The sequence below is a fragment of the Pseudomonas sp. MF7453 genome (assembly GCF_016405455.1).
GTDB lineage: Bacteria > Pseudomonadota > Gammaproteobacteria > Pseudomonadales > Pseudomonadaceae > Aquipseudomonas > Aquipseudomonas paralactis.
On record NZ_JAEKCN010000001.1, the window covers coordinates 435675 to 459824 of the forward strand.

A 24150-nucleotide genomic window follows, 5' to 3' on the forward strand; every position below is an offset into this window, starting at 1 on the left:
CGGTCTCTAGTGTGGGTTGACGATGGCAGCCTGAGTGCGCAGCACCAGCAGGCCACCGAGGGCGATAAACAGGGCAAGGACGTACAGGGCCAGGCTGGCGCTTTGGGTGGCGTCGCGCATCCAGCCGATCAGGTAGGGCGCGAGGAACGCGGCGATGCTGCCGAACGAACTGATCATGGCGATGCCCGCCGCTTGAGTGGTGTTGGAAAGAAACGCCGGCGGCAATTGCCAGAACATCGGCAGCGCCGCGCTGGCGCCCATGCCGGCCACCACCAACCCGCTCATCACCAAAAGCGCATTGCCAGGCGCAAGGCCTGCGACGGCAATACCGACAGCGGCCATCAGCAGGGGGATGCATAAATGCCAGCGACGTTCGCGGTGGCGATCGGACGAGCGCCCGCAGCCGAGCATGAAGAAGCAACCGGCCAGGTACGGCACGGCGCTGAGCAAGCCGACCTGGCTGTCGCGGCCGATGCCGGCCCCGTGGATCAGGGTGGGCATCCAGAACGCCAGGGTATTGACCGCCAGCATCACCGCAAAGTACACGGCCACCAGCAGCCACACCTGGGGGTCACGCAGGATGCCGCTGAACGAGGTGATGGTCTTGCGTTGCTCTTCGTTGCTCAACTGTGTGCGCAGTTGTTGTTTTTGCTCGCGGCTCAACCAGTGCACCGCTTCGAAACTGTCCGGCAGCCACTTGAGTACCACCAGCCCCAGCAGCACCACGGGCGCGCCTTCGATCAGGAACATCCACTGCCAGCCGCGCAGGCTGCCGACGTCGTGGAAGTTCTCCAGGATCGCCCCGGAAATCGGCCCGCCCAGCACTCCGGCCATGGGCACCGCAATGGCAAACAAGGCAGTGACCTGGGCGCGACGGCGTGCCGGGTACCAACGGTTGAGGAATACCAGGATCCCCGGGAAAAAACCGGCCTCGGCCACACCCAGCAGAAAGCGCAGCACGTAGAACCCGCGCGCGCTCTCCACCCACAACATGCCGGTGGAGAGCAGACCCCACACCACCATCAGGCAGGCGATCCAGCGTCGTGGCCCGACGCGGTCCAGGGCAATGTTGCTTGGCACGCCGAACAGTGCGTAGGCGATGAAGAACAGGCCGGCGCCGAAGCCATACACGGTGTCGCTGAAGTGCAGGTCGCTGCTCATCTGCATCTTGGCAAAACCGATGTTGATACGGTCCAGATGGGCGAACAGGTAACACACCAGCAACAATGGCATCAGGCGCCAGGTCACCAAACGATGGGTACGGTCGTGCTCGGCAAGCCGCAGGCTTGCAGTGGAATGGGCTGTGCTCATGAGGGTGTTCTTCTTGTTGTTGTAGGAGCGAGCTTGCTCGCGAAAAACGTCAACGAAAACGCAGTGCTGTGGGTGACCCGCGGTGCCTGTGAGTTTATTCGCGAGCGAGCTCGCTCCTACAGGAGCCGGGGGCGTTTCAGTTCGCCGGGTTGTTCAGAAACGCATGCACATTGTTCTGCTTGAAGTTGAGCTGCGGGTGCAGCTCGATCATCTCGAACGACAGCGCCAACAAGCGTTGCGCTTGCAGTTCGGCGAAGTGCGCGGTGATCACCGCGAACAGCGCTTCGGCCACTGCCTGGCGCGTAGGCAGGTCGCGGCCGTGGCCGACCTTGAGGGTCATGTGCACAAAGGCGTAGTCATGCTTGCCGTCAGCCATGCGCCAGGTGTCCAGGCGCACGCCGCGACTGCGAATGCCGCCCAACGGAAACACACCGCTGTCGCCCAGCACGCGGTGGACTTTTTCAAACAGGCCGGGCAAATCGGCCTGTGGTTCAAGGTTGTCGGTGTATTCGGCGATAAAGTGCGGCATAGGTTTCTCCCAATCTATAGCGGGAAAATCGCGTTGATCTGGCCGGTGCCCGAACTGCCGAACGGCGGCGTGATGATCTCGGCCGGCTGGGCATAATCAGGCCCACCGAACAGGCCCAGAAGCATGGCGGTGTCGTGCATCTTGCCTTCGCCAAAGCAGTGTTCGGCGTAGTCGGGCAGCATGGCGCAGAACTCTTTGAAGCGGCCTTGCTTCCACATCTCCACGACATGCAGGTCCATTTGCTTGTCGAATTCGCGGGTCCAGTTATGGATATTCGCTTCAGCCTGACGGTCATCGGAGAACCGATGGGACAGCGAGCCGGACGCCAGCACCAGCACCTTGCGGTCACTCTTTTCGATGGCCCGGCGCACGGCTGCGCCGAAGGTGAAGCTGTCTTCCAGGCGATGCCAGGCGCACCAGGCTGCGATGGAAATGACTTGGAGTTTTTGATCCTCGGGTACGCCCATATGCATGTAACGCATGGGCACCAGGGTGCCGTATTCCAGCTCCAGGCTCGGGATGTTATGGGCCATGCTGCGCACGCCGGCCAGGTTGGCTTCGGCGGCGATCAGCTCGCCCAGCTCGGGGCAACCGGGGTAGGCGTAGTCCATGTTCTTGATAAAGTGCGGCAGCTCGTTGCTGGTGTAAGTGCCCTGGAACTGTTCACCGCAATTGACGTGATAACCGCTGTTGACCAGCCAGTGCACGTCGAACACCACCGCGGTGTCGGCCCCCAGTTCACGGGCGCGGCGACCGATTTCCTTGTGCCCGGCAATCGCCGCTTCGCGACAGCCGTGATGTTTGCCGGGCAGTTCCGACAGGTACATCGACGGTACGTGGCAGATCTTCGCTGCCAGAACCACTTCGCCCATGATGACTCTCCTGAATAATTATTCTTGTATGGCCTGTGAGGTCCCTGTGGGAGCTGGCTTGCCTGCGATGGCATCGACTCGGTACGGCTGAAGGACCGCGGTGTCTGCATCGCGGGCAAGCCCGGCTCCCACAGGAGGCTTGTTTGAGCCTGGGCTACACGCCCCAGCGCGGAATGTGATGACTGCCCATGGAAATACACACGTTCTTGATCTCGGCAAATACTTCAAAGCTGTACTGGCCACCCTCACGCCCGGTGCCCGAGCCTTTGACCCCGCCAAAGGGCTGGCGCAGATCCCGTACGTTCTGGCTGTTGATAAATACCATGCCCGCTTCAATACCGCGCGCCAGGCGATGGGCCTTGCCGATGTCCTGGGTCCAGATATAGGACGCCAGGCCGTATTCGGTGTCGTTGGCCAATTGCAGCGCCTCGGTTTCATCCTTGAATGGGATCAGGCACACCACCGGGCCGAAGATTTCTTCCTGGGCGATGCGCATCTGGTTGTTCACGTCGGCAAACACCGTGGGCTGGATAAACTGGCCGCGGCTCAAGTGCGCAGGCAAGTTGGCCGGGCGCTCCAGGCCGCCGGCCAGCAGCGTGGCGCCTTCCTCCAGGCCGATCTTGATGTAGCCGGTGACCTTGTCGTAATGGGCCTGGGTGATCATCGAGCCCACTTGGGTCTTGGGATCCTGCGGGTCGCCGACGATCAGACGCTTGGCCCGCGCCGCGAACTCGGCGACAAATTGCGGGTAGACACTTTCCTGGATAAAGATCCGGCTACCGGCAGTGCAACGCTCGCCGTTCAGGGAGAAGATCGTGAACAGTGCGGCGTCGAGGGCGCGTTCCAGATCGGCGTCTTCAAAAATCAGCACCGGCGATTTGCCGCCCAGCTCCATGGAGTACTTTTTCAGGCCAGCGGTCTGCATGATTTTCTTGCCGGTGGCGGTGCCGCCGGTAAAGGAAATCGCTCGTACATCCGGGTGGCGTACCAGGGCATCACCGGCGGTGGCGCCATAGCCCTGGATCACATTGAGCACGCCATTGGGAATCCCGGCCTCCACCGCCAGGCGCCCCAGTTCATTGGCGGTCAGCGGCGACAGCTCCGACATTTTCAACACGGCGGTATTGCCCAGCGCCAGGCACGGCGCGGTTTTCCAGGTGGCGGTCATGAACGGCACGTTCCATGGCGACACCAACCCGCACACGCCTACCGGCTGGTAGAGGGTGTAGTTGAGCATCTGGTCGTCCACCGGGTAGGTGTGGCCGTCCATGCGGGTGCAGACTTCCGCAAAAAAGTCGAAGTTGTGCGAGGCACGCGGGATCAACACGTTTTTGGTCTGGTGGATCGGCAAACCGGTGTCCAGGGTTTCCAGCTCGGCCAGGCGTGGCACGTTCTGTTCAATCAATTCGCCGAGCTTGCGCATCAAGCGTGCGCGCTCTTTGGCCGGGGTGTTGGCCCACTTGGGAAACGCCTCCTTGGCCGCAGCCACGGCTTGCGCGACCTCTTCGGCGCCGCCGCTGGCCACCTCACCGATAGCCTCGCCGGTGGCCGGGTTGTAGTTGATAAAGGTGTCTTTGCTTTCGACCTCACGGCCGTTGATCCAGTGTTTGATCATGGTGCTCAAGCCTCTTTGCGCGCGGAGAATAACTCCGTCTCACTGACAATACGGTTGACCAGGCGGCCCACACCTTCGACTTCCACCACGACCTCATCCCCCGGCACCACATCGGCCAGCCCCTCGGGCGTGCCGGTGGCGATCATGTCGCCCGGTTGCAGGGTCATGAAGCTGGACAGGTATTCGATGAGGTAGGGGATATCGAAAATCATGTCTTGGGTGCTGCCTTCCTGGCGCAGCTCGCCGTTGATCCATGTACGCAATTTCAGGTTGCCGGGGTCGGGCACATCGGCCACGTCGACAATCCACGGGCCCACCGGGGTGGTGGCGTCGCGGTTTTTAACCCGCAGGTTGGGGCGGTAGTAGTTTTCCAGGTAGTCGCGGATTGCATAGTCGTTGCACACCGTGTAACCGGCCAGGTAGTCCAGGGCGTCGGCGCGCTTGACGTTGCGCGCGGTCTTGCCGATCACCGCCACCAGTTCGCACTCGTAGTGCATGTAGGCGACGCCATCCGGGCGCCAGGTGACTTGGCGGTGGCCGGTGTAGGTGCCGACCGACTTGATAAAGGCCAGCGGTTCGGTCGGCGGCGTAAAGGCCAGTTCGGCGGCGTGGTCGGCGTAGTTCAAGCCCAGGGCGAACATGTTGCCGGTGGCAGGCGGCAGCCATTGCACCTGATCCTCGGCAAGCCGCCGGCCATCGCCAAGGCGCACGCTGTGATCGTCGTCTACCTGCACGGCGTGGATTTGGCCTTCAAAACGGATACGTGCGCGCTTCATGCCGATGCCTCTGCCTGAACGATATTGAGCAAACGGCCAACGCCGGTGATGTCAACTTCAACGCGATCCCCCGGCTGCACATCCACGCGGCCCTCCGGTGTGCCGGTGATCAGCACATCACCGGGATGCAGGGTCATGAACTCGCTGATCTCGGCGATCAATTGCGGGATGTCGCGCACCCAATGTGCGGTGCAGTTTTGTTGGCGCAGCTCGCCATTGACGAAGAGCTTGAGGTCCAGCTGATTGGGGTTGGTCACGTGGTCCCGTGCGATCACTTGCGGACCCAGGGCGCAAAACCCATCGCGGCATTTGGCCTTGACGGCAGGGCGGTAGTAGCTGTCTTCCGGCAGGCTGAATTCGTTGACCACCACATACCCGGCCACATGGGCCATGGCATTGTTGAGGCTGACGCGGCTGGCGCGCTGGCCTATCACCACGCCCAGCGCCGGGCCCGCTTGCAGGCGCTCGCCCGCAGGCTGCAGCACCACACCGCCATGAGCATTGCGGGTGTTGGGCGTCTTGATAAACAACACCGGCTTGGTCGGCGGCTGCTGGTAGGGCGCCTGCTCGAAGGCGGCGAGATGCTGGTCCAGCAGGCCCTGGTAGTTCAGCGCAACGCCGAACAGGGTGCCGCTGGCAACATCATGCAGGGTACGGCTCATGCGTTTCTCCTGGCGGTGACGACGGCTGCGTAGGCAGTTCGTTAAGTTGTTAACGTTATAATTAATATGTTAACTACCGTCAAGCGTGGCAAACTCCGAAGGCATCACAACAACAAGAGGAGGGCCCCGTGCAGCCGATTCCCAACATCAACCTCGGGCAGGTCTACGACCAGCGTTACAGCGACGCCGAGGTGCATTACGACAAGCTGGGCAACCTGGCAGGTTTTTTCGGGCGCAATATGGCCGTGCATCGGCATGACCGGTTTTTCCAGGTGCATTACGTCAAGAGTGGCGCGGTGCGGGTGTATCTGGACGACCGCCAGTACGTCGAGGCGGGGCCGATGTTTTTTCTCACGCCGCCCACGGTGGCCCATGCCTTCGTCACCGAAGCCGATGCCGACGGGCATGTGCTGACGGTGCGCCAGCAGCTTGTGTGGGGCTTGATCGACGCCGACCCGAGCCTCGCCTCTGGTGCGGCGTGTGTGGCACTGGGGGACGATGCTGAGGGGCTGGAGCAACTTTTCGAAGAACTGTGCAGCGAGATCAACGCCGAGCGGGCAGGGCGCGCGGCCGCCCTCGACAGCCTGACGCGCCTGATCATGATCCGCCTGCTGCGCCTGTGCGCCCACGCCCTGCCGGCACGCCCGACGGCCCATGAAGACCTGCGCATTTTTCATCGCTTCAACGAACTGATCGAAGCCCATTACCTGGAGCATTGGCCGCTGGCGCGTTATGCCCAGGCCATCGGCGTGACCCAGGCGCGCCTCAATGAGGTGTGCCGACGCATTGCCGACCTGCCTTCCAAGCGCTTGATTCTTGAGCGCCTGATGCAAGAGGCCAAACGCCTGCTGTTGTTTACCGGCAGCTCCGCAAATGAAATCTGCTACCAGCTGGGGTTCAAGGACCCGGCGTATTTCAGCCGGTTTTTCCTGCGGTATGCGCAGATGACGCCGGGGGAGTATCGGCTGCGGCAGTCGGCGTTGCGTTGACGCGCCACGCGCCACCCAACGCGGTATACAAGTTCACCTCCGCTACCAGCTGCGCCAGCCTGTCCACGATCAACGCCTGTTGCGAGCTGAACAGCGCACGCTGCGCATCCAGGAACGTCAGGTTGCTGTCCACGCCGCTGCGGTAGCGGTGCTGGGCCAGGTCGTAATAGGTCTGGTTGGCGGCGACGAAGTCCCGTTGGGCATCCAGTTGGTCGTTGAAGGTCTGGCGGGCGGCAAGGCCGTCGGCGACTTCCTGGAAGGCGGTCTGGATGGATTTTTCGTACTGGGCCACCGTGATGTCCTTCTGCAATCTGGCGTAATCGAGGCTGGCACGCAGGCTGCCGGCGTTGAAGATCGGCAGGTTGATTTGCGGCTGGAAGGTCCAGGTGCCCGAGCCGCCGTTGAACAAGCCCGACAGTTCCTTGCTGGTGCTGCCGGCGTTGGCGGTGAGGGTTACCGACGGAAAGAACGCAGCACGAGCGGCCCCGATATTGGCATTGGCCGCCTGCAACTGGTATTCGGCCTGGAGGATATCCGGGCGGCGCTGCAGCAGGTCGGAGGGCAAACCGGCGGGGACCCGTGCGACCAGGTCATCGGCCAGCGGTCGGGCGGGCAGATGCTCGTCCACCGGGCCGCCCACCAGCAACACGAGGTTATTAAGGTCCTGGGCAACCTGGCGTTCATAGCGAGCGACGCTGGCGCGGGTGCTTTCCACCGCTGTACGGGCTTGCACCACCTCCAGCGCCGAGGCTTTGCCTGCGCTTTTGCTGCGGCTGGTCAACTGCCAGCTGTGGTCGTTGGCCACCAGGGTTTGCTCGGCCAGGGCCAACAGCTCCTGATCAGCGCGCCAGGTCAGGTAGGCGTTGGCCACGTTTGCCACCAGGCTCAATTGCGCACTGCGCCGGGCTTCTTCGCTGCCCAGGTAAGTCAGCAACGCCTGTTCGCTGAGGCTGCGCACGCGGCCGAACAGATCCAGCTCATAGGCGCTCAGGCCCAAAGTGGCGGAATAATTGGAGGTAATCGCCGACTTGCCGGTGCCCGTCACTTCACCTGGCAATTTCTGGCGCTTGCCGGCGCCGCTGGCGGAGATCGCCGGGAACAGGTCTGCACGCTGAATACGATACTGCGCCTGAAACGCCTCAACATTCAGGGCCGCCACCCGCAGGTCGCGGTTGTTGACCAGGGCATCGGCAATCAACCGTTGCAGCGCCGGGTCGTGGAACAGCTGCTGCCAATCCGGGTTTGGCGACAGCGTGCCGGCCTGCGTCTGGCTGTACACGCCGCCTTGGGGATACTGCGCAGGCGTCGGCGCAGCGGGCCGCTGATACTCGGGGATCAGTGAGCAACCACCGAGCATCCAGGCCGCGCCGACGCAGCAAAGCAACCGTTTGTTCATCAGGAACCCACCATCCATTTGGCCAGGCCATGCCGACCACTCACGCCCAGCTTGGCGGCGGCGCGCTTGAGGTAGGTTTCGATGGAGCTGTTTTTTACACTGAGTTTTTCTGCGATCTGCGGCACGGTGCCGCCAGTCAGCAGGCCCAGGCACACTTCCTGCTCACGCGCCGAAAGGGTGATATCGCTCAGAGCCAGGCGTTTGTAGAACTCGCGCTGCAATTGCGATTGTTCCAGCAGGGTGTGGGCCGGCTCAGCCTCGGTGTGCGGCACCTGGCGCAGCAGTTGCGCGTGCCGCTCCATCAATGGCAACAGGGTGTCCGACAAACACTTGAGAAACGACAACTCAGCCAGGGAAAACCCACGCTGCGTCGGTGGGCGGTAGAACGAAATCACACAACGCCGGTTCCCTTGGCGTGATACCAGGTTGCATTGGTGCGAACTGCCCAGCGGGTGCGCACTGTTGGCCTTGGCTTTCATCTGGATCAACAGCGGGTCTTGCATGCGCAGCATTTCGCGCATCAGCGGATGGTCGTTCAACGGGTGCAGTGTCTGGGGTACAGACAACTCCTTTTTCAGCCCGGCGCTGCCCAGTAGCTTGATGTCCAGCACGCTGTCGCGCAGCTCATCGAGCGTCCATTCGCTGAGGTCCACCAGGTGAATCGGCACCCATTTGTCCACCAGGTGCAACATGTCAGCGGCAAAACGTTCGTGGCCGCTGTTTGAAATCAACTCGCCCATTTCGGCATAAAAATGCGGGCCCTGTGTCTCGCCAATACTACGGGTCAGATTCATAGCCATCTCATCCTTGATGTCGAAAACCGTCTGCGCAAGCCCCGGGCTGTGGCGGAGCGATGCGTACTGCTTGAACGTGACTCGGCGTTCGAGATTTTATTTAGCCATATGGATTTGTCCTACGTATGTAGCGGAAACGAGGGACACAAGCTGCCATAGAATCTGCGCCATTATTCCGACGTCTGTGATCAATAAAACCGGCAACGAACGCGCGCCAGGTATTTTTAAATTTTATTAACTAGATGATATTTAAAGTAAAAGTATTAATGCTCGCAGAATTCCAAAGTGCCAGCATCGGTGAGATATAGCCAATCTCCTACAGCGCTTTAATCGTTTCAGCAGTGAACGCCCCGCCAAGCTCGTTCCATCCATTTGAATGTCCGGGTTTCAGGTGACAGACACCTGCGGCCCTCCATGCTCCAATCCGGCAAATTCGGCGTAATGGGCCACCTTGCGCGGCCAGTGCCTGACCCCCATGAGAAGGATCTTATGCAGTATTCCTCCCGCCAGCCGGCCAGCTTCCCCCTCACTGCCGCCCAACAGGACATCTGGCTTGATCAGATACGCGTGGGCGATTCGCCGCTGTACAACATCGGTGGCTATCTGGATGTTACCGGCCCGGTGATGCCCGAGCGCATCCAGCAAGCCGTAGCGCAATTGGTGGCCAGGCACGATGCGTTGCGTATTCAACTGCATACCGATGCCGAGGGGCTGGCGCGGCAAACCTTCGCCTCGGCACTGACGGTGGACGTGGCCTTGCATGACTGTACGGCGTTACCCGACCCGTGCACCGCAAGCCAGGCCCTGATGCAGGCGCAAATGGCCCGACCGTTCATGATGAGCGGCGTGCCGCTGGTACGCGTCCTGTTGGTCAAACTCGACGACGACCACTACCACCTCGGTATCCAGGCCCACCACCTGATTCTCGATGGCTGGGGCTTCGGCCAGTTGGTGCAATCCCTCGCGCAGCTGTACACCGCCCTGGAGCAGGACCGGCATGTGGAGCTGTTGGCACCGTCCTATATCGACTTTATCGACGCCGACCAGCACTACCTGCACTCGGCCCGTTACGCCCGTGACCGCGATTATTGGCTGGACAAATTCCAGTTGCTGCCCGAGCCGCTGCTGACGCCCAAGCAAACCCCCAAGGTGTCGAGCAACACCTTCCTGGAAGCGTTCCCGGTGGCGCTGCTCAACCGTATGGAACAGGTGGCCAACCGCTGCCAGGCATCGGCCTTTCATGTGTTGCTGGCGGCGATGTATGTGTATTTCACCCGTACCAGCCAACGGCAGGAATGGGTAGTGGGGCTGCCGATTCTCAACCGCTCCAACGCACGTTTTCGCGCTACTGTCGGCATGTTTGCTCAGGTCAGTGCGGTGCGTTTCCAGTTCAGCGAGCGGTTGCCTTTTGGTGAACTGGTGCGTGGCGTACGCGATCAGCTCAAACAGGACTTTCGCCATCAGCGTTTCCCGTTAAGCGAGATGAACCGCGAGCTGGGCCTGCTTCGAAGCGATCGCGGGCAGTTGTTCGACCTGTCAGTGTCGTTCGAGCAGGACGACCATGACCTGCGCTTCGGTCAGGTGCAGGCGCGTGCAATCAAGGTGTCCAACCACCATGAGGCATTGCCGATCGCCATTCACCTGCGCAGCAACCGCTACCAGGACAGCGCGTGGCTGCACTGCGTCTACAACGAGGCGTACTTCCAGCACGACGAAGTCCAGGCGATGGCGCGCGGCTTCACCTGGCTGGTGGAGCAAGGGCTGGAAGACACCGGCTTGCCAGTGGGTGAGTTTTCCATGCTGGCGCCTGAAGCGCAGGCTCGGCTGCTGCACTGGAACGCCACCGCACAACCCAACACACTGCCGCAAACCTTGCACCAGCGGATTGAAGCGCAAGCCGCACGCATGCCCGACGCCATTGCCGCGGTGTACCAGGGCCATCAACTGACCTACGCCCAACTTAACCGCCAGGCCAATGCCCTGGCGCATCAACTGTTGGCACACGGCGTACAGCCGGATGATCGCGTGGCCGTGCTGGCCCGACGCGGCCTGGACACGCTGGCGGGGTTGTTGGCGGTGCTCAAATCCGGCGCCTGTTACGTGCCGCTGGATCCGGCCCATCCTGCTGAACGCCTGGACTACCTGCTGCAGGACAGTGCGCCTGTGGCAATCCTGACCCAACAGGATTTGCGCCAGCGTTTGCCCGTATCGGCGGTGCCGGTGCTCGCGCTGGAGCCTGCCAGTGCCAGCATCGACAGCAACCCCGAGGTCGCGGTCTCGTCGTCAAACCTGGCCTATGTGATTTACACCTCCGGCTCCACCGGCTTGCCCAAGGGCGTGATGGTGGAGCACCACAGCGTCTCGAACCTGGTGGACTGGCACTGCCGGGCGTTCGGCCTGCACGCGGGCGGCCATACCGCCAGCGTCGCCGGCTTTGGTTTTGACGCCATGGCCTGGGAAGTCTGGCCGGCGCTGTGTGTGGGGGCGACGCTGCACCTGCCACCGGCCCACGACGGTGCGGAAGATATCGATGGGCTGCTCGACTGGTGGCGCGCACAGCCATTGGACGTGTGTTTCCTGCCCACGCCTGTGGCCGAGTACGCCTTCAGCCAGCAGCTTGGGCATCCCACCTTGCGTACCTTGCTGATTGGTGGCGATCGCCTGCGCACGTTCACCCAGGCGCAGACGTTTGCGGTGATCAACAACTACGGCCCCACCGAAGCCACCGTGGTTGCCACCTCGGGCGCTGTCGAGGTGGGCCAGCCGCTGCATATCGGCGCGCCGGTCGCCAACGCCCAGGCTTATCTGCTGGATGCGCAACAACGCCCGGTGCCGATTGGCGCAGTGGGGGAGTTGTATGTGGGCGGCAAGGGCGTGGCGCGGGGGTATCTGAACCGTCCTGAACTGAATGCCGAGCGCTTTTTGGACGACCCTTTCAACGGCGCGCGTATGTACCGCACCGGCGACCTGGCGCGCTGGCTGCCGGACGGTAATCTTGAGTACCTGGGGCGCAACGACGATCAGGTCAAAATCCGTGGTGTACGTATCGAGCTGGGGGAAATCGAGTCGGCTCTGGCCGCACACCCGGCCGTCAAGGACGCGGTACTGCAATTTCGCGACGGGCAATTGCTGGCCTGGTTTATCCCCCGCGAGCCAGTCGATATCCAGGCCCTGCGCACCCATCTGCAAGCCTCGTTGCCCGATTACATGGTGCCGGCGGCCTATGTTCGTCTTGAAGCGTTGCCCCTGACCGCCAATGGCAAGCTCGACCGCAAAGCCTTGCCCGCACCGACCCAGGAAGCCTTTGTCACTCGCCGCTTCGAAGCCCCACAGGGCGGGGTGGAAACCACCCTGGCGCAAATCTGGGCGCAGTTGCTGAACGTGCAGCCAGTAGGGCGCCACGACCACTTCTTCGAACTGGGCGGGCATTCGCTGCTGGCGGTGCAACTGGTGCAACGTATGCGCGAGGCCGGCCTGCACGCGGATGTGCAGGTGTTGTTCGGCCAGCCGACGTTGGCGGCGCTGGCGGCGGCGTGTGGCGGTACTGAAATGACGGTGCCAGACAATCGAATCCCGCCGGGCTGTTTGCATATCACCACCGACCTGCTCGTCTTGGCCGAGCTGGATCAACCCAGCCTTGACCGCATCGTTGCAAGCATCCCCGGCGGCGCTGCCAACGTGCAGGACATCTACCCGCTGGCGCCGTTGCAGGAAGGCTTGCTTTATCACCACATCACCGATGCACACGACCCATACCAGCAACAAGCGCTGTTCAGCTTTGAGCGCCGCGAGCAGCTGGATGCCTTCGCCCACGCCCTGCAACAGGTGATCGACCGCCATGACATCCTGCGTACCAGCCTGGTGTGGGATGCCCTTGAACAACCGATGCAGGTGGTATGGCGCGAAGCGCGATTGCGAGTCGAACCGCTGTGTGAGCCGGCTCAACCGCTGGACTTGCGCCAGGCGCCGCTGATGGCCCTGGACTACGCCCAAGAGCCTCACCATCAGCGCTGGGTCGCCAGGCTGCGCTTTCACCACCTGGTTAACGACGCCACCTCGACCACACTGTTGGTGGACGAGATCCGCGCCCATCTACTGGGCCAACAGACGCAACTGCCCGTGCCGGTGCCGTACCGCCATGTGGTGGCGCAAGCCCGATCAGCCGTGCGCCAGGCGGCACACGAGGCGTTCTTTCGCGAGCAGTTGGCGGCGGTGGATGGGCCGACCCTGGCGTTCGGCTTGCAGGAGCGTCAGGCCAAGCGTGCCGAGACCGAAGACGCTGAACGCCCGCTCAGCGACGCGCTCAACCTGCGCCTGCGCCGCCAGGCCCGCGCTTTTGGCGTGAGCGCCGCGAGCCTGTTCCACCTGGCCTGGGCCCAGGTGCTCAGCCGTGTGGCGAGTCACGACGATGTGGTGTTCGGCACCGTATTGCTTGGCCGCTTGCAAGCCGGCGAGGGGGCCGAGCGGGCGCTGGGCATGTTCATCAATACCTTGGCGCTGCGCTTGCGCCTGGCCGGGCAAAGCGTGGTGGATGCGCTGCATCACACCCATACACAACTGAGCGCCTTGCTCGCCCATGAACAAGCCTCCCTGGCGTTGGCCCAGCGTTGCAGTGGCGTGTCTCCGTTGTTCAACAGCCTGCTCAATTACCGCCACACCTCGGCCGATCCGGAACTTAAGCTGGTGCCGGGAATGGCCTTGCTCAGCAGTGAAGACATCCTCAGTTACCCACTGATGTTGACGGTGGACGACGTGGCCAGCGGCTTCCGGCTCAAGGCCAAGGCGCCGCGTTCAGTGAGTGCCGAGCGGGCGCTTGGCTACCTGGACACGGTGCTCAACGGCCTGGTGGATGCCCTTGAACAGGCGCCGAAAATGCTGCTGCGTGATGTACAGGTGCTGCCGGCCAGCGAGTTGCACACTCAGTTGGTGCACTTCAACGCCACCGTCACGGACTACCCGCAAACCCTCACCGTCCAGGCGTTGTTCGAAGCCCATGCGCGCGCGATTCCCGATGCCATCGCGGTGCAGGCCGGCGAACAGCAACTGACCTACCGCGAACTCAACGAACGCGCCAACCAGTTGGCCTTTCACTTGCGCAAGCATGGCGTACAGCCCGACGCGCGGGTGGCGTTGTGTGTGGAGCGCGGGCTGGAACTGGTGGTGGGGTTATTGGCCATTCTCAAGGCGGGCGGTGCCTACGTGCCCCTCGACCCGGGCTACCCTCGCGAACGCCTGGCCTACATGCTTGCCGACAGCCAGCCGGTGGCGCTGCTGGTACACGGTGCTACCCGCGAAGTGCCGGGCGAGGTTGCAATCCCGGTGATTGACTTCGACCACTGCACCTGGAGCCAGGCGCCGACCGACAATCCGTCGATACCGGGTTTGAGCGTCGCCAATTTGGCCTACGTGATGTACACCTCGGGCTCCACCGGCACCCCCAAGGGCGTGATGATCGAACATCGCGGCCTGGGTAACCTGCTGCACTGGAGCTCGCAATTGTGCCCCGACGCCGCAGGCGGCGCCTTGTTGCAGCGCGCGCCGTTCAGCTTTGACGGTTCGGTGTGGGAGCTGTTCTGGCCATTGAGCAACGGTATGCGCCTGGTGCTGGCGCGGCCCGAGGGGCATCGTGAACCTGCGTACCTGGCCCAGTTGATTCGCGAGCAGCAGATCCGCGTGATCAAGTTTGTGCCGGCGATGTTGCAGCAGTTTCTTGAGCTGGACGAGTCGGCGCTGTGCACCAGCCTCACCGATGTGTTGTGCGGCGGCGGCGAACTGACCGAAGCCCTGGCGCGTGGCGTGCAGGCGCGCTTGCCCAAGGTGCGCTTGCACAACGTCTACGGCCCTACCGAAGCCACGGTCGACAGCAGCGCCTGGACCCTCGAACCCGGCGCGCCGGTGCCCGCAGTGCAACTGCCCATTGGCCGCCCGATCAACAACACCCGCCTGTACGTGTTGGACGCCCATGACGCGCCGGTGCCCATAGGCATCAGCGGTCAACTGCATATCGGTGGTGTGGGCGTAGCCCGCGGCTACCTGGGGTTGGAGCAGATGACCGCCGAGCGCTTTATCGACAGCCCCTTCGTTGCCGGTGACCGCCTGTACCGCACGGGCGACCTGGTGCGCTACCTGCCGGACGGCAATCTGGAATTCCTCGGGCGCAATGACTTTCAGGTCAAATTGCGCGGCGTGCGCCTGGAACTGGGAGAGATCGAAGCACGCCTGAGCGCACACCCGGCGTTGCGGGAAGTGGCGGTACTGATCCGCGATGAGCGCCTGGTCGCCTACTTCACCCTGCGCGGCCAGGCGCCGAGCCTGGAGGCTTTGCGCGCCCATGTGCTGGAACAACTGCCGGAAATTATGGTGCCGGCCGCCTTCGTACAACTCGATGCACTGCCGCTGAACCCTGCCGGCAAACTCGACCGCAAGGCCCTGCCGGCGCCCGGCCTGGACGCCGTGCTCAGCCGTGCCTACGAAGCGCCTCAGGGGGAGGTGGAAACCTTGATGGCCGGCATCTGGGCCGACGTGTTGAAACTGGAGCGGGTAGGGCGTCACGACCACTTCTTCGAACTGGGCGGGCACTCGCTGCTGGCAGTCAACCTGGTAGCCCGCCTGCGCAAGGCCGGGCTGGAAGTGGATGCACGCACCTTGTTCAGCCAGCCAACCCTGGCGCAACTCGCCGCCAGGACCGTGGCGCAGGTCCAGCGCGTTGAAGTACCGCAAACCGCCATCCCCGCCCTCAACCGCCGCCGACGGATCTGAGTATTGGAATGCCTTCAATGTGTGTGGGGCGGCAGGCCATATGCCTGTAGGAGCGAGCTTGCTCGCGAAAAAACCATAAGCGCCGCGTTTATTCAGGAAACACGCGTTATCGTTGACGTTTTTCGCGAGCAAGCTCGCTCCTACAGACATTACGGCTTGCCCCCGACAGTGGGGTGTCAGCAGCAGATATATCAACTGACCTGGCACCATCGGGAGCAAGTCGAATCGTCGCACCGCCCCTCCCACATTTTGAGGTGTTGCCTTCAAGGGCTCATACACTCGATGGAGCCCTCCACGCTTCGCCTGCCGAAGCTGAAGCAAGGCATTGAAATGCGCCCAATGTGGGAGGGGCTACCTTCAAGGCCTTCATGCCCTCGATGGAGCGATCCACTGTGGTTCTGGCTATCTCCAGCAAATGCCACACGGCCAGAATCATCGTCCTGCAATTTAAAGAGAGATGGCTTGCTGGTCCTTTACAAACCATGAAAAAACGCCAGCAGTGACAGCTCATATTTTGGCGTAGGAAAAATCTGTCATGACGAGCGTTGATGGCTACCCTGATGAGGTTTCGCTTTTTCGGACAAGGTTGAGCTTAGTTAAATGGAGGCTCCTACTTACCACCGTAAAGGATTGCGATGAACATGGATGTCAGTCATTTTCGTCAAGAGGCAGCCAAAGTCAGGCTTTCAAAAGCCGCATTTGATGAGTTGTTGTGCGCAAAGAATATAGTCGAGTCCAGTGGCCAAAATCATCGCTTCGATACAACACCTGCCTGCATCAATCCTCTTCGCTCACCCATCCTGCATGCGGAATTAAACAATATTCGAAACATGATTGACCATGAAACTCATGTGTTGATCTTGGATGGTTTTAAAGTCGATAGCCTCGCAGTCTTCAAATCACTCATTTGGACATTTGGCTCTTTGCTGGGAAAGCCAATGGTGCAGAATCATCTCGGTCATAAGGTTATTGAAGTATACGATCGGGGCGGTAAGAGTATTGAAGAGGGTGCCAGATACCACCAAACCCGGCAGGGTGCTTACGTACACAACGATGGTGTGAGTGACCCGCTACCTATCGACTATTTGATCTTGGCGTGTGGTCAGAAAGCACTGCTGGGTGGTGAGAGCATTCTGATTGATGCGAGCGCGGTCTACGCAGAGCTGATGACGTTTCCAGATGTACTGACACAGCTGAAATACGATTTCTTTTTTGAGAATCGAGGCATGGCCGAGGATGAGACGCTGTTTAAAGCGCCCATCTTGAGTTTTTCAGACGCAGGCATTCCTTTGATCAGGTATTTTCGTGTTTACATTGAGTCGGCTCATCTGAAGGCTGGTGTCCCGTTGACCCTCGCACAAACTCAGGCGCTGAATATACTGGATGTTGTGCTCGACCAGTCTTCAGTCCAACATCGCATACTGCTTGAACCAGGGCAGGTATTGATTTCTGCCGACAACAAGTTCCTGCATACCCGCACGCATTTCATAGACAGGAATGTTCCCTGTGCGCAGATCAATGATGGTGAGCGGCTGAGCGATCTCAATCGCTACATGCTACGGATGTGGTTACGCAAGCCATGATGCCTGGCTTTGCCCTGCATAACTGATTCCTCCCTGTTTTCAGCAAAAGCCGAGCCCCATGGACAACTCCGATATCGCGATCACCCTGGTCTTGATCTCCGCCTTCATGCACGCCACTTGGAATGCCGTAGTACGCGCCGGAAGCAGTCGCTTCATGACTTTGGCAATGGTCGATGGCACCGCATTGCTGATCTGTTTGGCAGCGCTGCCGTTGGTTCATGTGCCAAGCCTTGAGGTGTGGGGCTATGTGCTGGTTTCCGTAGTGCTTAATACGATCTATCGATTGTTTCTGATCAAGGCTTACGAGACCGGCGATTTCGGTCAGGTTTACCCGGTTATGCGTGGTGTGCCGCCGGTACTGGTTGCGCTTTTTTCCTACTTCTTACTGCATGAGCAGCTGTCGTTTCAGGCGATGGCAGGAGTGCTGATGATTTGCGTGGGGATCATCAGCCTGACATTTGTGCGCAGGATGACGGCGCACATGTTCAAGCCGATCCTGATGGCGGTGTGCGCTGGAGCGTTCATTGCGTCCTATACGGTGGTGGACGCCAAAGGCGTGCGAGCCAGTGAGACGGTGCTGCAATACATCATTTATCTGACGGTATTCCAGAGCATCCCGATCCCGTTACTGGCGTTGATCAAGGCGCGTCCGGCATTCACCCAGGCCATCCGCTGCCACTGGCGGGTGGGAATGTTGGGAGGGGTGTTTTACCTGGCGTCCTACGGCCTGGTGTTGTTTGCGTTGTCCCTGGATGCGGTAGCCAAGGTGTCCGCGTTGCGGGAAACCAGTGTTATTATCGGCACCATTATTGCCGCACTGTTTTTTCGTGAACGGTTTGGCTGGCGGCGAATGCTGTCGGCATTCGTCATTGTTGGCGGGATCATCCTGATCAAAGTGAGCAACTGATGGCCCAACGTCCGCCCCCGACCCCTATGCTTCAAGCCTTCGTGAGTGCCGCGCAGACCGGCAGTTTTGCGCGTGCCGCATCCGACTTGAACCTCACAGCCAGCGCTATCAGTCATCAAATCGCAGGTCTGGAAGAGTGGTGGGGGGTGCAGTTGTTCGAGCGCCACTCACGGGGCGTCAAACTCACGGCGGCGGCGCAGGCACTGTTGCCGGTGGCCGAAGGTTTTTTCAAAGACCTGGATGCTGTGCTGCATTCGCTCAGTCCCGGTAAACCTCAACCGCTTTACCTCGCCTGTACGTCCTCTCTGTGCTCAACCTGGCTGATTCCCAGGATGCATGGCTCTCATGCTCACGCGTCGTTCAATCTGGATTTGGTGTTGACCAGCGTGGACATGAGCAGCAGCAGCTTGAGTGCGCATCAGTATGACGTCGCCGTGGTGATGGGGTACGGCGACTATCCGGACCACCATGTCGAGCTTTTGATGCGCGATGCGGTATTTCCTGTATGTTCGCCAGCGTTTGCGCATATACACGGCGATATTGCCCTGGCGGATATCGCCCAGTACCCATTGATTCATCGGGTGGATGATCAAGTGTGTCCAGGGTGGGAGAGCTGGTTTGCCTTCCAGGGGCTCCAAGCACCGCCCTATCACCATGGCCCACGCTTTCCTGATTCCAGTTTGGCTATCAGCCTGGCGGTAAAAGGCGGGGGAATTGCGCTGGGCAGAACTGCACTGGTACATGACGCGTTGAAGGAGGGAGCCTTGGTTGCGCTGGAAGCTCCTGTGATGATGTCGCCGGCTGCCTATTACATCATTTGCCGAGAGGGTCGTCAGTCGGAGCCGGATATCGCCCGGTTGTTTGATTGGCTCAAGGCGCAGGCTGACGAGTTTGTGTGCGAAGTTTAAATGCACCCCGTAGGGGGCTCACGCCAAGCCTTTGCAAACAGAGCCTCTTCGATTCTCAGCGTGGCATCGGAACAAACGCCACGCTCCCTCCCTCACGCTTCTGAAACAAGCGCTCGCCATTATCCGATTGCGTAGTGACCACTCGATGATCCACGCCCAGAAACGCCAGCGGCATCGGATCTTCTCGGGAGTACTGCGCGACGATAATCGTGTGTTGCGGATCGAACCTTTGGCCGCTGGTCTTTTCCAGCCAGGCCATGAACGCGGCGCTGTCGCCCTGGCGGGGGTAGTTCTGGGTTTCGCTGACGTAGTAGAAGGGTTTGCCGTGGTTTTGCAGGTACATGGGCAGCTTGTTATCGACCTCTACCAGCACCATTTGCCATTGGTTCCACGGTGCGCTTTTCACGGCTTGGGCTTGCACATCCTCGGCGAAGCGGGTCACGCCGCCGTTGCCGGTGGTCCAGGGGTAGATCACGCCCAATACCAGCAAGAGCACGCCTGCGCTGATGCCGAAGCCCTTTTGCCAGCGCGGCCAGCTCGCCGGTTTTTGTTGCAGGCGTTCGCTCAGCCACCAGGCAGCGAGCAGTTGTGCAAACGGCACCAGCGGCAGTACGTAATAGCTTCGGCGGCTGCCGCTGGCGGTGAAGAATACAAACAACAGGCCCAGGCCCCACACCAGCCAGCGCACGTTGGGCGGGGTGTGGCGCCAGTGCCGCACCGCCAACCACAAACCCGATAGCCAGCAGGGAGCCCAGGGCAGGGTGTAGACCGGCAGGTAGATCAGGTAGGTGTAGATCGGCCCCATGTGATCGAAGGGGTTGAAGAAACGCACCACGTTTTCCCTGAACACCAACTCCAGACCGCTCTGGCCATAGAACGGTGTGCTGTAGTGGTGGGACAGTACGAAGGGAATCGCGTAAAACGCCGCGGCGATCAGCATGGCCAACGGCAGGCGCAGATTGAGGTGGCGCTTGTAGCGCTGCTCGCTGAGCACGTGTGGCAACAGCACCAGCCCCGGCAGCACAAAACCGATCAAGCCCTTGAACAATGACGTCGCCGCCAGCAACAGAAAAAACACTGTGTAGCGACCCAGCCGGGTATCTTCCGGCCCGCGCCAATACCACCACACGGCGGCCAGCACGCCGCACACGGTCAGTATGTCGGCGGTGGCGACCCTGGCCCAGAACAGGAAGTAGAAGGTGGTGGCGAGCATCCAGCCGGCGATCAAGCCTGTGCCTTTGCGAAACAGCCGTTCGCCGATCAGGTACACCAGCCAGATGCTCAGCCACGCCGCAATCACCGATGACAGGCGCAATGACCACGGGCCAAGGCCGCCCATCAAATGGGCGAAGCCGGTGATCAGCCAGTAGGAGGGCAGGGGTTTATCGTAATACGGCGTGCCTTTGAGATACGGGTCGAAGTAATCACCGCTTTGCAGCATCTGCAAGGCGATGTTTGCCCAGCGCGTCTCCGGCCCCCACAGGTCTCGGCTGCCCAGGCCCAGCAGCAAAAGCAAGGCCGAGACGCCCAGCAGTAAGACCAGGGCGCCGCGTTCGGTTTTCCATAGGCTCATGGTCTGTTCCTGCAACGGCGATCAAGGGTGTTGGGGGTAAATCGTCAGTACCAGGTTGCCTTTGCGATAGCGCTTGCCGCCGGGCGGCAATTGTCCTTCTTCGCGGTGTTCGCTGGTGCTGTGCACTCGCATCAGCACGGCCACCGAACCTCGCTCGCGGGCCTCGGCCAACCAGGCTTGCACGTTGTCGAGCGTGACCTTGCGGTGCGCTGCCTCTTCGTAATGCAAGCCGTAGCGCAGCTCGCCCTCGGTGCCGTAAAACGCCACCTCTGGCTCGCGCAGGCGCCATGACAACGCCGACGCCAGGCCCAGTTCGTTGCTCAGCAAAGCACGTGTGTGTTGCAGTTCGTCCAGGTGCTCAAGCACGAACTGATCAGGCATTTCGTTATCGGCGATCAACTGCGGCATTCCCGCCGGCAGCAGGGCCACCAGCAAGCCAATGCCCAGCGCCGGCATCGCCCACAGCGTCAGCGGGCGCACCGCTTGCAACAGGTTGGCGAGGATCCAGCCCAGCAGCACGATAAACGCCAGGGACAGGCTGAACATCTCCGCGTGGCTGTTGCTGTACAGCGGGTCAGTGATTTGCAGGTAAATCAGCCCGACCATGGCGGCCATGCCGAGGACGAAATTGACCGCGCCGTTGATCACAATCGTACGGGCCTTGCCTTGCTTGATCAGGTCGATCAAGCCGTGGCCCATCAACAACGCCAGAGGCAACAGGCAGGGCATGATGTAGGTCGGCAGCTTGCCGTTGCTCAGGCTGAAAAAGCCCAGGGGCAGCAGCAACCACAGGCCGAGAAAGGCGATTGCCGGTTGGCGTTTTTCTTTCCAGGCCTTGCACAGTGTCGTCGGCAGCAGCGCGGCCCACGGCAGGCACGCCACCACCATGATCGGCAGGAAAAACCAGAAGGGCCGCGCATGTTGTGCGTTGTCGGAGGCGAAGCGGCGAATGTGCTCATGCCAGAAGAAAAAGCGCCAGTAATCCGGTTCCCGCACATGAATGGCCAATGCCCACGGCAGGCAAACCAGCACCGCGACCACAATCGCCAACGGTCCGTAGCGCAGCAGCTCGCCGACGCGGCGCTGCCAGATCAGGTAAGGCACCGCGACCAATACCGGCAGCAGCCACGCCAGAAACCCCTTGGTCATGAACCCCATGCCGCACGCCAGCCCCAATAAGGCCCAGCACCCCAATCGCCCGCGTAAGGAAGGGCTGTCGAGGGCAAACCACAGGGCGACCAGGCTCAGGTTGACCCATAAGGTGAACTGCGGATCCAGGTTGGAATAGCCCGCTTGCCCGGCCACCAGCCCAAAGCTCATGTAGAGCAGGGCGCAGGCGAAGCTTTTACGTGGGTCGTTCCACAGTCGCCGCGCGATCAGGTAGGCCAACAGCACACTCAACGCCGTGGCCAGCACCGAGGCGATGCGCACGCCGAACAGGTTCTCGCCAAACACCGCCTGGCCCAGCGCGATCAGCCAATAACCCGCAGCGGGCTTTTCGAAATAACGCACGCCCATAAAGTGCGGCGCTACCCAGTTGCCGCTCATCAGCATTTCCTGGCTGACCTGGGCGTAGCGGGTTTCATCCGGGATCCACAGGCCGTGAAAACCCAGGGGCAGCAAGAAGAAAACGGCAAAACCCAGAATTAACCAGGACAGGGGATTCAAGCGCGTCATGAGTACGTCGCTCCATGACGTTCTATCAGGGGCAGTGTGCGTATTAAGTTAATCGGGCCGAGCATCGGAATGTTCACTGAATCGAAATGAAGGGGTAGCCTAACTAAGAGGCGCAACTAAACATGCCAGAGCGGGGCTGTCGTTTTGCTGAACGTAATAGCTGATGGATATGTAAATAAGTGTAATTAAAGTTGTTTAAGTACTGCGGCCCATTCCTGGCTTTTCAGAGTGCCGATAACTTCCAGGCTGCCGTTGGGCAAAGCTTTGGCGAACAGCGCACTGCCGTATTCGGCGGCTGCAGCGTGGGGAAAGCCCAAGCTTGTCTGAAGGTCGCTGATGCAGCCGCTATGGGTGATCAGCATCAGGTTGCGCCCTGGGTGTTTGTGACTGAGGATTTCCTTTGCAATTGCATCCCCACACAGGGCAAGTGGCGCCGCGGAAAGCTCGGTCTTGCCAAACATGAACAGTGCGGTTTGGGCGGTACGTGTGGCAGAGCTGCTCAACACGTCGGTTGCCTCCATGCCTAATGAATCAAAGGCTTTGCCCATTTCTCTCGCGCGTTGCGTGCCCAGAATCGTGAGGCCGTGGGCCGGTCCAAAACAGGGGTTTTCCGAGCGGTCGCAGCGTTCTTCATGGCGCACCAGCACCACTACGTCGCCCTGGCGCCAGCTGGCGAGCACCCCGGAGGTGACCAGGCGATTGCCGACGCCCAGGTCGAGTGGTGAAGAGGGCCATAACAGAAAACCTGCCAGCAGCAGGCTGGTCATGGTGATGCCCAGCATGTGCAGGCGGTATTTTTTCAGGCGCTTTAACCTTGCCCATTTGGGTTTTGGGTTGGCCAGGATCATGTCTGCCACGCTGTTAACCCTCGGTGCTCTAGTTGTGTTTATAAAAGGTGCAGTTAGCCGGTTTTGGAGCAGCAGCCTGTCACAGTACTGCTGTCTTTTTGCTGAACATTTGCGTCGTGAAAAGTGTGAGGGCAGGCAACTAACAAGTTGGGACTTATCACCACTGTGAACGCACTTTAAAGTGCCGGGGATGGGCGGGCAGTGAAAACCATGTGAAAAATTTGCGTGGGCATTGCCCTCAGCCGTTATTCTCAACGGCAGTCTTTCAAGTGAGCGTTCCTATGTTGCAGGTGCAAGGGGTTATCAAACACTACGCCACTCCCCAAGGTCCGCTGGCCGTGCTGGCCGGTGTCGATCTGTCCCTGGGGGCGCGCAGCAGCCTGGCGCTGATGGGCGAGTCGGGCAGTGGCAAAAGTACCTTGCTGCACCTGGTGGCCGGCCTGGATCGGGTCGACGGCGGCAGCATCCGCATCGGCGAGCAGCGTTTGGACCAGCTCAACGAAGGGCAACTGGCCCATTGGCGCCGCACCGAAATCGGCCTGGTGTTCCAACAGTTCAACCTGATCGGCAGCTTGCGCGTGGAAGACAACCTCGCCTTCCAGGCGCGTCTGGCGGGGCGTTTCGATCCGCATTGGCAGGCGCAGCTGGTGGAGCGCCTTGGGCTGGGCGACTTGCTAAAGCGTTATCCGGAGCAACTGTCCGGCGGTCAGCAGCAGCGGGTGGCGGTAGGGCGGGCACTGGCCTCGCGCCCGGGTTTGCTGTTGGCTGATGAGCCCACCGGCAACCTGGACGAAACCACCAGTGATGAAGTGCTGCAGTTGCTGTTGGATCTGCTGCGCGACAGCCCCACCAGCTTGTTGATGGTCACCCACAGCCCACGCCTTGCCGCACGCCTGGACCAGCAAGTGGTGCTGCACCATGGCCGCGTCGTACCGATGGACGCGCGCTGAG

Annotated in this window: 17 protein-coding genes and 1 pseudogene; 6 read left to right on the forward strand and 12 right to left on the reverse strand. The window is 60.8% G+C overall.

Annotation, left to right across the window (positions count from 1 at the left end):
• Positions 1-6 precede the first annotated feature (6 nt).
• The 6 genes from JFT63_RS02175 to JFT63_RS02200 form a co-directional block, all read right to left on the reverse strand.
• Positions 7-1311 (reverse strand): MFS transporter, encoded by a 1305-nt coding sequence (locus JFT63_RS02175; protein WP_186560903.1) that lies wholly within the window; start codon positions 1309-1311, stop codon positions 7-9.
• A gap of 136 nt (positions 1312-1447) precedes the next feature.
• Positions 1448-1840, reverse strand: a complete 393-nt coding sequence (locus JFT63_RS02180) for a 5-carboxymethyl-2-hydroxymuconate Delta-isomerase (protein WP_198843352.1) — start codon at positions 1838-1840, stop codon at positions 1448-1450.
• Between the two features lie 14 nt (positions 1841-1854).
• Entirely contained in the window at positions 1855-2712 is an 858-nt protein-coding gene (gene hpaD, locus JFT63_RS02185; protein WP_198843353.1) for a 3,4-dihydroxyphenylacetate 2,3-dioxygenase, read from the reverse strand.
• Between the two features lie 154 nt (positions 2713-2866).
• Positions 2867-4327 carry a 5-carboxymethyl-2-hydroxymuconate semialdehyde dehydrogenase gene (gene hpaE, locus JFT63_RS02190; RefSeq protein WP_198707720.1) on the reverse strand — a complete coding sequence of 487 codons (1461 nt, stop codon included), beginning with the start codon at positions 4325-4327 and terminating at the stop codon, positions 2867-2869.
• A 5-nt stretch (positions 4328-4332) separates the two neighbouring features.
• A complete protein-coding gene (locus JFT63_RS02195) occupies positions 4333-5103 on the reverse strand; it encodes a fumarylacetoacetate hydrolase family protein (protein WP_198843354.1) in 771 nt (256 codons plus the stop codon).
• Complete coding sequence (locus tag JFT63_RS02200) at positions 5100-5765, reverse strand: fumarylacetoacetate hydrolase family protein (RefSeq protein WP_198843355.1); 666 nt, start codon at positions 5763-5765, stop codon at positions 5100-5102. Before JFT63_RS02200 ends, JFT63_RS02195 begins: the two co-directional genes overlap by 4 nt.
• Before the next feature lie 128 nt (positions 5766-5893).
• Between JFT63_RS02200 and hpaA the strand changes: the two genes are divergently transcribed.
• Complete coding sequence (hpaA, locus tag JFT63_RS02205; RefSeq protein ID WP_057700601.1) at positions 5894-6754, forward strand: 4-hydroxyphenylacetate catabolism regulatory protein HpaA; 861 nt, start codon at positions 5894-5896, stop codon at positions 6752-6754.
• Here hpaA and JFT63_RS02210 read toward each other — a convergent pair.
• Positions 6681-8150, reverse strand: a complete 1470-nt coding sequence (locus tag JFT63_RS02210) for an efflux transporter outer membrane subunit (RefSeq protein ID WP_198843356.1) — start codon at positions 8148-8150, stop codon at positions 6681-6683. The genes hpaA and JFT63_RS02210 overlap by 74 nt on opposite strands.
• Positions 8150-8944 carry a helix-turn-helix transcriptional regulator gene (locus JFT63_RS02215; RefSeq protein WP_186560893.1) on the reverse strand — a complete coding sequence of 265 codons (795 nt, stop codon included), beginning with the start codon at positions 8942-8944 and terminating at the stop codon, positions 8150-8152. The genes JFT63_RS02210 and JFT63_RS02215 overlap by 1 nt, the downstream gene beginning before the upstream one ends.
• A 489-nt stretch (positions 8945-9433) precedes the next feature.
• Between JFT63_RS02215 and JFT63_RS02220 the strand changes: the two genes are divergently transcribed.
• Complete coding sequence (locus JFT63_RS02220) at positions 9434-15703, forward strand: non-ribosomal peptide synthetase (RefSeq protein WP_198843357.1); 6270 nt, start codon at positions 9434-9436, stop codon at positions 15701-15703.
• Positions 15704-16058: 355 nt separating this feature from the next.
• On the opposite strand, the pseudogene JFT63_RS30000 reads toward JFT63_RS02220, so the two are convergent.
• Positions 16059-16169 (reverse strand): annotated as a pseudogene (locus JFT63_RS30000) (DUF6124 family protein); the annotation flags it as partial.
• A 175-nt stretch (positions 16170-16344) separates the two neighbouring features.
• Between JFT63_RS30000 and JFT63_RS02225 the strand changes: the two are divergent.
• From JFT63_RS02225 to JFT63_RS02235, 3 genes are read left to right on the forward strand one after another with little or no spacing between them, the layout of a single operon-like run.
• On the forward strand, positions 16345-17286 hold the full coding sequence (locus tag JFT63_RS02225; protein ID WP_233102190.1) for a TauD/TfdA family dioxygenase: 942 nt from the start codon (positions 16345-16347) through the stop codon (positions 17284-17286).
• A 58-nt stretch (positions 17287-17344) separates the two neighbouring features.
• Positions 17345-18193 (forward strand): EamA family transporter, encoded by an 849-nt coding sequence (locus tag JFT63_RS02230; protein ID WP_198843359.1) that lies wholly within the window; start codon positions 17345-17347, stop codon positions 18191-18193.
• Positions 18193-19101: a LysR substrate-binding domain-containing protein gene (locus JFT63_RS02235; RefSeq protein WP_198843360.1), complete on the forward strand. Its 909-nt coding sequence runs from the start codon at positions 18193-18195 to the stop codon at positions 19099-19101. Before JFT63_RS02230 ends, JFT63_RS02235 begins: the two co-directional genes overlap by 1 nt.
• 55 nt (positions 19102-19156) lie before the next feature.
• Here the strand turns inward: JFT63_RS02235 and JFT63_RS02240 are convergent, their stop codons facing one another.
• The 3 genes from JFT63_RS02240 to JFT63_RS02250 form a co-directional block, all read right to left on the reverse strand.
• Positions 19157-20674, reverse strand: coding sequence for an ArnT family glycosyltransferase (locus JFT63_RS02240; RefSeq protein WP_198843361.1), 1518 nt, complete (start codon positions 20672-20674; stop codon positions 19157-19159).
• 21 nt (positions 20675-20695) lie between these two features.
• On the reverse strand, positions 20696-22351 hold the full coding sequence (arnT, locus tag JFT63_RS02245; RefSeq protein ID WP_198843362.1) for a lipid IV(A) 4-amino-4-deoxy-L-arabinosyltransferase: 1656 nt from the start codon (positions 22349-22351) through the stop codon (positions 20696-20698).
• A gap of 185 nt (positions 22352-22536) precedes the next feature.
• A complete protein-coding gene (locus JFT63_RS02250; RefSeq protein ID WP_198843479.1) occupies positions 22537-23199 on the reverse strand; it encodes a histidine phosphatase family protein in 663 nt (220 codons plus the stop codon).
• 281 nt (positions 23200-23480) lie between these two features.
• Here JFT63_RS02250 and JFT63_RS02255 point away from each other — a divergent pair, with 281 nt between their 5' ends.
• Positions 23481-24149 carry an ABC transporter ATP-binding protein gene (locus tag JFT63_RS02255; protein ID WP_198843363.1) on the forward strand — a complete coding sequence of 223 codons (669 nt, stop codon included), beginning with the start codon at positions 23481-23483 and terminating at the stop codon, positions 24147-24149.
• Position 24150 lies beyond the last annotated feature (1 nt).